7 protein-coding genes are annotated in these 9,706 nt (G+C 63.1%); 4 read left to right on the top strand and 3 right to left on the bottom strand.

Features of this window, described 5'->3' with window-relative positions; translation table 11 throughout:
- Positions 1–333 precede the first annotated feature (333 nt).
- From R8L07_19640 to R8L07_19625, 4 genes are all read left to right on the top strand, one after another.
- A complete protein-coding gene (locus R8L07_19640) occupies positions 334–2,100 on the top strand; it encodes a peptidase domain-containing ABC transporter (protein MDW3207754.1) in 1,767 nt (588 codons plus the stop codon).
- Between the two features lie 21 nt (positions 2,101–2,121).
- Entirely contained in the window at positions 2,122–3,438 is a 1,317-nt protein-coding gene (locus tag R8L07_19635; protein MDW3207753.1) for an HlyD family type I secretion periplasmic adaptor subunit, read from the top strand.
- 117 nt (positions 3,439–3,555) lie between these two features.
- Entirely contained in the window at positions 3,556–5,892 is a 2,337-nt protein-coding gene (locus R8L07_19630; GenBank protein MDW3207752.1) for a TolC family outer membrane protein, read from the top strand.
- Between the two features lie 15 nt (positions 5,893–5,907).
- Complete coding sequence (locus tag R8L07_19625) at positions 5,908–7,119, top strand: SPOR domain-containing protein (GenBank protein ID MDW3207751.1); 1,212 nt, start codon at positions 5,908–5,910, stop codon at positions 7,117–7,119.
- A 96-nt stretch (positions 7,120–7,215) separates the two neighbouring features.
- Here R8L07_19625 and rpmG read toward each other — a convergent pair whose 3' ends face one another.
- The 3 genes from rpmG to R8L07_19610 form a co-directional block, all read right to left on the bottom strand.
- Positions 7,216–7,383: a 50S ribosomal protein L33 gene (gene rpmG, locus R8L07_19620; protein MDW3207750.1), complete on the bottom strand. Its 168-nt coding sequence runs from the start codon at positions 7,381–7,383 to the stop codon at positions 7,216–7,218.
- 103 nt (positions 7,384–7,486) lie between these two features.
- The gene (locus R8L07_19615; protein MDW3207749.1) at positions 7,487–8,152 is read right to left on the bottom strand and encodes an NUDIX domain-containing protein; all 666 of its coding nucleotides are present in this window, start codon (positions 8,150–8,152) and stop codon (positions 7,487–7,489) included.
- A complete protein-coding gene (locus R8L07_19610; GenBank protein MDW3207748.1) occupies positions 8,145–9,590 on the bottom strand; it encodes a S41 family peptidase in 1,446 nt (481 codons plus the stop codon). The genes R8L07_19615 and R8L07_19610 overlap by 8 nt, the downstream gene beginning before the upstream one ends.
- Positions 9,591–9,706 lie beyond the last annotated feature (116 nt).

Below are 9,706 nucleotides of genomic sequence, written 5' to 3'. Positions count from 1 at the left end.
CCCGGGCGATCTCCAAGGGCGCAGGCTCAGCGGACTTCTGTCCTGTGGAACCGACGGCAGGCGGAGACAACCCCAAAAGTACTCACCCCTCTGAGGATATTGTTAGCATTTTAGTGACCTTGTGGAAAGTTTTACGTGGTAGTTATCATGGTTAAAATTGCATGCGGGAGGCGCAGTGGACCGACGCACCCAACGCCGCGCGGTGCTGGATGCGTGACGCAAGTAACTGATGTCGGTACACTCCTCCCGCTTCGGGTCGGTGGCCGGAAGCCGCAAGACCGATCCAATCCGGCTTGGTCTGCCGGGACGTATTTTTCAGGGCCGAGGGGTGGCATGGCAACGAAAGGGCGGGTTGGACGGCTGGTCGGTCACGCGCTGTCCCGCAGCAAGGGGCGGCTCTTCGAAGCGCTGTTCTCGTCGCTTTTCGTCAATGTTCTGGCGCTCGCCGTTCCCATCTTCATGCTGCAGGTCTATGACCGCGTCGTGTTCCATGCCGGCCTGACGACATTGCAGGGATTGGTTATCGGAATGGCGGCGGCGATCGTGTTCGACGGACTGCTGCGCCTTGGTCGCGCGCGTCTGTTCCAGCGGATCGGGCTTGATATTGACATCGATGTCGGGCGGTCGCTTTTCGACAAGATTGTCCGGTTGCCCATGCGGGTGCTCGAATCGCGGACATCGACATCGTGGCAGATCCTGTTCCGAGACATCGATGCGGTGCGTGCGGCGCTTTCCGGCCCGGCCATGGGACTGCTGATGGACCTGCCCTTCGCGGTTCTGTTCCTGTGCGCGATCCTCTGGCTGGCGCCGCCTCTGGCCGCCGTGATCCTGGTCGCGTTGCCGCTTTTCATCCTGCTGGCATGGCGGTCGGGGGCCACGGCCGCCAACCTCTCAGAGGACGAAAGGGCGGAAAGCTCAAAGCGTGAGGCGCTGATCAACGAGGTCGTGGCGGCCCGCGCGACGGTAAAGTCGCTCGCGCTTGCGGATCGTCTCCGTCCGGTCTGGGAAGCGCGGCATGCTGACAGTATTCGGGCGTCCCTGCGTCGGGGAACGGCGGGCGACGCGCATATGACCCTCAGCCATGTGATGAGCCTGGCGACGACCGTTTCCATGACCTGTGTCGGCGCGCTGCTGATCCTGGAGCAGAGCATGACGATCGGCGCACTGATCGCGTCGAACATGCTTGGTGCTCGCATGATCGCGCCGATTGCCGGTCTGGTCGGACAATGGAAGACGCTGCAGAACGCCCGCGATGCCGCCCGCCGCCTGGATGAGGTCCTGCATCTTGAGGAGGAAGGCCAGATCCCCGCCTTGCCGTTTGGACGGCCGAAAGGACAGTTCAAGCTGGAAGAGGTTGTCTTCCGATACGGCCAGGAGGGCGATGCGGCGATCGATAAGATCGACGGCACCATCGGACCGAACGGCCTGCACTGCATCGTCGGCAAGAATGGCAGCGGCAAGACCACCCTGTTCAAGATCCTGGCGGGGCTCTACCCCCCGGAATCGGGGCGCGTTCTCCTCGATGGCGCGGATGTCGCACAGTTTCCGCGGCGGCAACTGGCCCGCTGGATCGGCTACATGCCCCAGGATGTGGTGATGTTCACGGGATCGATCCGCGAGAACATCCTGATGGGATCGGAGGACGGCAAGGACGAGGACGCGGTGGAAGCCGCAAAGCGTGCCGGTGCGCATGAGGCGATCGCCTTGTTGCCGGAAGGTTATGAGACGGAATGCGGCGAAGCGGGAGGGCGCCTGTCCGGTGGGCAGAAGCGCCGAATTTCCGCGGCACGAACCTTGATCGGCGATCCGCCGGTGCTGCTTCTGGACGAGCCGTCCGGCGATATGGATGGCGAGGCCGAACTGGCGCTGGCGCGCAATCTGAGGGAAATGTCGAAGGATCACACCATCCTGATATCGACGCACTCGCCGACCCTGCTTTCCGTGGCGGATTCCATACTGGTCCTCGAAAAGGGACGGGTGGCCCTGGCAGGGTCGGCCAAGGACGTCATGACGAAACTCTCCGGCGGCGGGCAAGGTCAGGGGCAGGGCGCTCCGGTGCCGGCTACGGGTTCGGGAGGGGGCGCTCATGCTGCCGAGTAACGCAAGCTGGAGGGGCCGGGCATGAGTACCCTGTCCAACAGTCCCAGCCCGCTGGAAGGGTTGCGCGCCAGTGTGAAGGTTGGCGGGTCGCGATTCTGTACCTGGGGCCCGGGGCTGATGATCGTCGGATTTCTCGGCTGGTCCAGCATGGCGGAGCTCGATGAGGTCGCCGTGGCGGTCGGAGAGGTCATTCCGCAGCAGCAGCTCCAGGTGGTTCAGCATCTGGAAGGCGGCGTGATCGAGGCGATTCTGGTTGGTGAAGGCGATACGGTCGCGAAGGGGCAGCCGCTGATGCAGCTGAACCTCGGTGGCGCCGGCATCAATCAGGAGGAGGTTAGGGTGCGCCTGGACGGCATGCTGCTGGCGAAGGCACGGCTGGAAGCCGAGGCGGAAGGGGGCGACGCGGAACCCGTTTTTCCGGAAGACCTGGTCGAGCGGCGTCCCGAAATGGTCGAGGCGGAACTGCGCAGTTATATGGGGCGGAAGAGGGACTTGCTGTCCTCTCTTGCCGTGCTGGATGAGAAGGCGAGGCAGCGGAATCTGGAGATTTCGGAGTTGGAGGCACATATCGCCTCGGTTCGGCGTGACCTGAAACTGGCCGAACAGCGGCTGAGCATGTCCGCCGACCTGCTGGCAGAGGGCCTGACGCCGCGCATGGAACATGTGGCCATCGAGGGCGAGGTCGAACAGCTACGCGGCCAGATCGATGTCATGAACCAATCGATTCCCCGCGCCAGGGCCGCCCTGCAGGAGATCAATGCCGAGCGTAAACGGGAGACGGAGCGCTACAGCCGGCGCGCATTGGAAGAGCTCGTGCCCGTCGAGACGCGAATCGCTGAGTTAAAAGAGACCATGGGCACCGCCACGGACCAGGCATTGAGGTCCGAAATCAAGAGCCCGATCGACGGGATCGTGAAGAACCTGAAGACGAACACCGTCGGGGGCGTGATCCGGCCTGGTGAACCCATTGTCGAGATCGTCCCGGCATCCGAAGACCTCGAGATTCGAGCCCGGTTGAATCCGAAGGACAGGGGATTCGTGGCCGCCGGTCAGCGCGCCGTGGTAAAGATCACGACCTATGACTATGCCCGATATGGGGGGCTGGAAGGCGCGGTGGAGCGGGTTTCCGCCAGTACCAACACCGGTCAGAAGGGGGAGACCTACTACGAAGTGGTCGTGCGCACCGATCGAACCTACCTCGGCGAACGGGAAGGTGACTTTCCGATCACACCCGGCATGGAAGCCAGCGTCGATATTCATACCGGGACGCGAACGGTGCTTGATTACCTGGTGAAGCCCGTGCTCAAACTACAGCACGAAGCGTTCAGAGAGCGGTAAAGATCCATCCGCCGGAAACGCTCGCTGGCGGAGCACCGGTTGTTGTGATATTCGACGATTGAACTATCAGGATGTTGTGCGTCGCAGCATCCCGGACGGGGGTTTTTAGGGGCGCCGGTGGACAATAGCAGAACATGGACGAACGTATTCGCCCGTGGCGGGATTTTCGCCGCGGCGGTCGGGTTCGCCATGTCCATGGCCCTGCCGCAGGAAAGTCTCGCCCAGACCCTGCAGGATGAGCTTTATCACCTGGTCAAGACACACCCCCGGATCGAGGAACAGCGCGCCATTCTGCGCCGCGCGAACGAGGCGATCACCACCTCCCGCTCCGGCTATCTTCCGACGGTCTCCCTGACCGGCAGCGCCGGTGGCAACATCGTGTCGAACCCGACGACACGCGGCACGAACGATGACAACGAGCTGGTTCGTTTCAATGCCTTGGGCATCGAAGTTCGTCAGAATCTTTATGATGGGGGACTGACCCCGAACTCTGTCGATTCGGCCCGCATGGCACGGGACAGCGTAACCTACGCCCTGGAAAGCACGGTACAGACCGTCATGTTGCAGGGAATTACGTCCTATCTCAATGTCTTGCGGCTGAACGAACTGATCCGGGTTGCCCGGGCGCGGGAACGGACGATTCGCGAACAGCTGCAGCTTGAAACCGAGCGCGTCGAGCGCGGGGCGGGCATTGAAGTGGATGTGCTGCAGGCCAAGTCGCGCCTGCAGTTGGCGATTGAACAGCGCGTCGATCTGGAAGGCCAGTTGCGCCAGGCAATGTCGGAATATGTTCTGCATTTCAATCGCGAGCCGGACATCACGCAGATGCGGTTGGAGCCGTCGCCCAGCGAAGTCGTCCCCCCGACGCTGGAGGACGCGATCTTCACGGCCCGTGAGGAAAATCCACTGCTGGCGGGCCGCGAGTTTCTTGCCCGAAGCGCCCGGTTCACCGTCGAAGCACAGCGTTCCGGCTATCTGCCGGTCTTCGATCTGGTCGGCCGGGTCGATCATGAAAGCAATGTCGGCGGCACCCGCGGATTGTCCAAGGATTCCGCCGTCCTGATCGAAATGTCCTGGGAGGTCTTTTCGGGATTCCGGACCGATGCCGCCGTCACCAGCGCGCAGGAATCCCTGATTGAACAATTGTCAGCCGCGGATCGGACGAAGCGTGAGGTGGAACGCCAGGTCCGTCAGGCCTGGACCAAGTTGAAGAACACGCGCGACCGAAAGGAGCTGTTGCTCAACGCGGTGTCCATTGCGCAGGAAGTGTTCACGGCGCGCCAGAAGCTGCGCGATGCCGGCAAGGAAACCACGTTGAACGTTCTCGATGCCGAGAACGAGGTTTTTCAGGCGGAACAGAACCTGATCCGTGCCGACTACGATACCCGGGTGGCGGTGTATGAACTGGCGGTCGCCATGGGAATCATGACGCCGGCCATGCTGGGCATCGATGTCCAGATCATCGAGAATCCGGAAGAATATCTGACCGGCGCGAGCGAGATCGATGATCCGGAACCGGATCCGCGCGTTCAGCAGTATCGCGCGAATATCGAGGCCCAGACCCCAACGCCGCTCAATCGGGCTCAGCCGCCGGCGCCGGAAACGCCTCCCGCCGATGCAACGCCGACGGTGCAGGAAACGGAACAGCCGGCCGAGTCCAATGTCGAGAGTGAAGCGGATCAGGATACCGAATCGGTCATCGAACCGCCGCCGACCGACGGGACAACCGGGGCATTGGACGTGCCCCCGCCGACCGCTGAATCCGGAACCTTGACGCCAGCAGCCGGCGATGGCCTTTCGACGGATTCCATTGCTGTCGCGCAGGACGGAGCAGGGACTTCCCTTTTCTCCGGGGAGTTCGCCGTTCCGCCGCAGAACGTGGAGCCCAATCTTGTCGATGTTTCGCCGGCGTCGCAGCCGGTCGTGCCGGGGGCAGGAAGCGCTCCCACTGAACCGGTCATTTCAGAGGCGGCCGCAGCGCAACCCGTCGCGGTCCAGTCAACGGCGGTTGAGACAAGCGCGCCCAACCTGGAAACACGTGCGGGGGCTGGGGCTGATTTGCCGCTGGCCGGCGATGAACAGGCATCATCGGGCCCGAGCCTTCTGGAGCGCGTTCAGAACCTGTTCGTGACCAGGGATGAAGGCCCTGTGGAGGCGGAATCGCCTTTGGCCGCGCCGACCGTATCGGCCCCTCCGATCGCATCGGCCCCTCGAGCGGACGTCCCGACCGCCGTTGAGACGGTTCTACCGACACCGGCTGTGGCGGAGGCTGCGCCCGCAACGGGACAAGCGGTCCGGCCGGCGGTCGCAAAGCTGGAGCCTGTGACAGTGCCGGAGACGGTACGCGTCGACACGGATGCCATTGCCGTCCTGCCGCAGGGCGGGGACACGGGAACCGGCGGTTTCGAAATACCTGGAAGCTTGCTGTTCGGTGACATGCCGCCACCGCGCTAGCGGAAGCGTGAGACAATGATCAAGACGAGACTGAGTTACCCCGGATGTGCGCTCGCCGGACTGGCGGCCCTGATGCTTGCCGGTTGCGACATACTCGACCCGATGGCGGAAGAGGTACCTGGCGTTGCCACGGACCGCATGGCGGCCGTCCGTGCCGCCTCCCAGACGCCCCCGGATCTGCGACCGGGTGATACTTTCGTATTCGACAATCCGACAGTCACCTGGCAGGTCGTTTCGGTCACCGAGGATGGCAACATCGCCTGGCAGGCGGATAACGGCGAAACTCAGATCACGGCGCCGAACCCTTTGCTGCCCGCCCTGGAATGGAGCAGCGAATCCCGTGGCAGCGGCAGACGGCTGATTTCCGACATGTCCGGCTCGATGTTTCCGCTGAAGCCCGGCAATGACATTACCTTCCGCTCCACGGTTGATACCGACCGACCGCCCTATGCGTGGGAGTTCGACTGGACGTGCGAGACCGGGGATCTTCAATCCGTCGCAGTGCCGGCCGGGACTTTTCCTGCCTACAGAATATCCTGTGGCCGTCAGCAGCCGGACGAGGTCGTTTTCTATTACGCACCGGAAGTCGGCAACTATGTGCATCTGATTGCAGTCGATTCGAATGGCGGTCCGCCTCAGGAACGTCGATTGACTGGCTATTCCCGCGCCGCGATGCCGATGCAGCGGGCCGGCATGCCCGTGCCGGCGCCGGGCGCGGTGGTTCTGGAATCCGAACAACCGGACCAGATGTCGCTGTCTCAGTCAGACTCCCCTGCCGATGCGCCGCCGACGCCGCGCGCCGGTCCGACGGCGCTTGGCATGATTGCCCAGGACGGAACACCCCAGACCATGGAGCCGGCCCCATCTCAGGCGCCTCAGTCGGGTCTGGTCGGCTCCCAGACGGAATCTCAGGCGCCACAGCAGGGGCAGGAGGCGGCCATGGCGGCCACCGCTGCGGAAGAGGCTGGGGTGCCGCCCAGAACCGTCGCGGTGCACCTGGCATCATACAAGGAGCCGGGTAACGCTGAACGCGGCTGGCAGCAGATGATGGCAGCGCATCGCGATCAGCTGCAGGGCATGCGCCCGCTGATCCGGAAAGTGGACATTGCCGGAAAGGGCGTGTTTTACCGCCTGCATGCCGGACCATTGGAAAGCGATGCTCAGGGCAAGGCCATCTGCCGCGTGCTGGTCCAGCGCGGGGCCTATTGCAAGGTCGGGACGCTATAAGCGCTCGGACCGCATTTCATGATTGGAAACGCAAAAAGGCCGCCGAATTCCGGCGGCCGATTTGTGTCCGCGCCCCGATGAGGGGGCAGCAGCAGCTTACTTGATCTTGGATTCCTTGTACGCGACGTGCTTGCGCACAACCGGGTCGTACTTGCGGAATTCCAGCTTTTCCGTCTGGTTGCGCGGGTTCTTCTTGGTCACATAGAAATGACCGGTGCCAGCCGTGCTTACCAATTTGATTTGAACGGTCGCGGGCTTCGCCATCGCCTTGATCCTTCTACTTGAAGCGCGTCGCACCCAAACCGTGCGGGAGCGCCGCGTTGAAACGGTGCCGGAAAATAGCTGTCCGCCCGGCCATGTCAAGATGTTAAAGCAGGCCCGCGTCCTGCGGCTCTTTCCGGATCAATCGGGTGCCGTCAGCCCAGGTGAAGACCCGAACCGGACGACTCGGCGATTGCAGGCGGTCCGGATCCTGCCAAAGCTCCAGTGCCTGTCCCAGGACGAATTTTGTAACGCCCCGAAGCCGGTCGCTTTGCAGGGCGTGTGACGCCGGCAGCCAAAGTACTTCGGGCAGTTCCCCGACCGCATGCGCGATGCCGCTTGTGGCGCTTTCCTTCGCAAGGAAGAATCGGGTGTCGAAGCGGATTGGCGAGGGTTCCGGCGTGATGGCGCGCGCGATGTAGTGCAGCGCACCGGCCGAGGGCACACAGGCTGATTCCGACAAGGCAGCGTAGAACGGGTCGTCTGTTGGGGCGCAACTGGGCAGAGGGCCAGGCTCTGCGATCATGACACCGGTTTCTTCCCAGGTTTCCCGGATGGCGGCGGCATGAAACCGCGTTCCCGGCCAGTCCGCAGACCGTTCCATGCCCACATCGGGCGGGTCGACCGCACCGCCTGGGAATACATAGACACCCGGCATGAAACGGGCATTGTCCCGGCGTCGGCCCAGCAGGACCTCCGGCGCATCGGGGGCGCCCCTCAGAATCACAAGGCTGGCGGCGTCGGCCGGATGAACCATCGGACGGTCAGGCATCGCTCGGCGCCCTTCCCAAAGCCAACGCCCGACGAAACAGGGCAGGCGAGTCCAGAAGGAGTTCCGCGATCGACAGGTCGATATCGCCGGATGCATGGGGCAACCACGGGCAAAGTGCCAGGACGTCGCGTATGGCGTCCTCGTCATCGGTGGGGACCGAACGTCGACGCTCCAGCAGAGTCATTCCACTACCGGGGCCTGCGCCCAAGGCATCTTCCAGGGTCGTGACCGCGTCGGCGGCCCCGCTGGTGCATACGGTCGGCATTACGCCCATTGTGTGCAGGGCATAGCCGCTTGGCGCGACATACCGGGCCCAGGTGACATACAGTTCTCCGCTGTTGGGCAGGTCGACGATGGTCTGGATCGTGCCCTTTCCGAAACTGCTCATTCCGACGACCACGGCACGGCCGTGATCCTGCAGGGCCGAGGCGAGTATCTCGGCCGCGCTGGCCGACGCGCCGTTGATCAGGACAACCGTCGGCAGACCATCGGCAATATCGCCAGGTTCGGCCTTGAAGACCTGATGACTTTCCGGGTGACGGCCGTCCGCCCGGGTGATCAGGCCGGATTCCAGGAAGAGGTCCGCCGAATCGATCGCCTGGTCCAGACGTCCGCCGAGATTGCCGCGCAGGTCTATGATCAGGCCTGTGAGATTCTGCCCCAGTTCCGCACGGGCCTGGCTGATCGCCTCCGAGATTCGTTTGGACGTGCGCTGATTGAAGCCGGAAATGCGAATGATCGCATGACTACCGCTCAGCGAATAAAAGACCGTGTTGGGGACTATCCGGGTGCGCCCCACCGTAACGGTCAGGGGCTCAGGCAATCCATCCCGGACGACTGTCAGCGCGATCGGCGAATCGACGGGTCCGCGCATCAGTCTTTCGATGGCGCGAAGCGGCATTCCGTCGATCTTCTGCGCGCCGATGGCGATGATTCTGTCCCCGACCAGCAACCCCGCGGCCGCGGCCGGCTTGTCGCGTTCCACCCGATCGATCCGCGCACCGTCCGGGTGCTCCTCAAGGTCGATGCCGATGCCGCCGAACCCATCCCGCTCGGCGCGCAGATCCGCCGCGTCCTTTGGATTGGCATAACGCGAATACCGGTCGAGCGTCCGCATGGCCGAATCGAAGAAGCGATCATACAGAACTTCTTCGTCGACCTTCTCCGGCAGCATCCCCGACATGTGAACAGTCATGACCATCTGACGGGCAAACTCACTCCAGGCCTCGATCTCCGCTTCGTCGTCCGGCGCGACGCCGGCCGCGGCCAGATCGCCACTGACCTCAATTCGGAAGTCCGAATCATCGACGTCCAGGCGGTAGCCCGATCCCGTCCCGCGCAGTCCGTCCAGCCCCCCGATCGTGAACTTCCGAAGGTCGAGAGGCTCGATATGGACGGATGAGACCTCCGCATAGACCGTGTCGAACATTGACGTCATCCGGCCCTCGAGGGCCGGGTCGGGCGATACGGTTCCCGAGCAGGCGCTCAGGACAACCGGAATCGCAAATACGACTTTCCAACTGTCCGACAAATTTCTTGGGATGGCAGAACCAC

This window comes from Alphaproteobacteria bacterium (genome assembly GCA_033344895.1).
GTDB lineage: Bacteria > Pseudomonadota > Alphaproteobacteria > UBA8366 > Aestuariispiraceae > Pacificispira.
The sequence above is the reverse complement of the archived record's forward strand: the minus strand, read 5'-3'. Positions and strand labels throughout refer to the sequence as shown.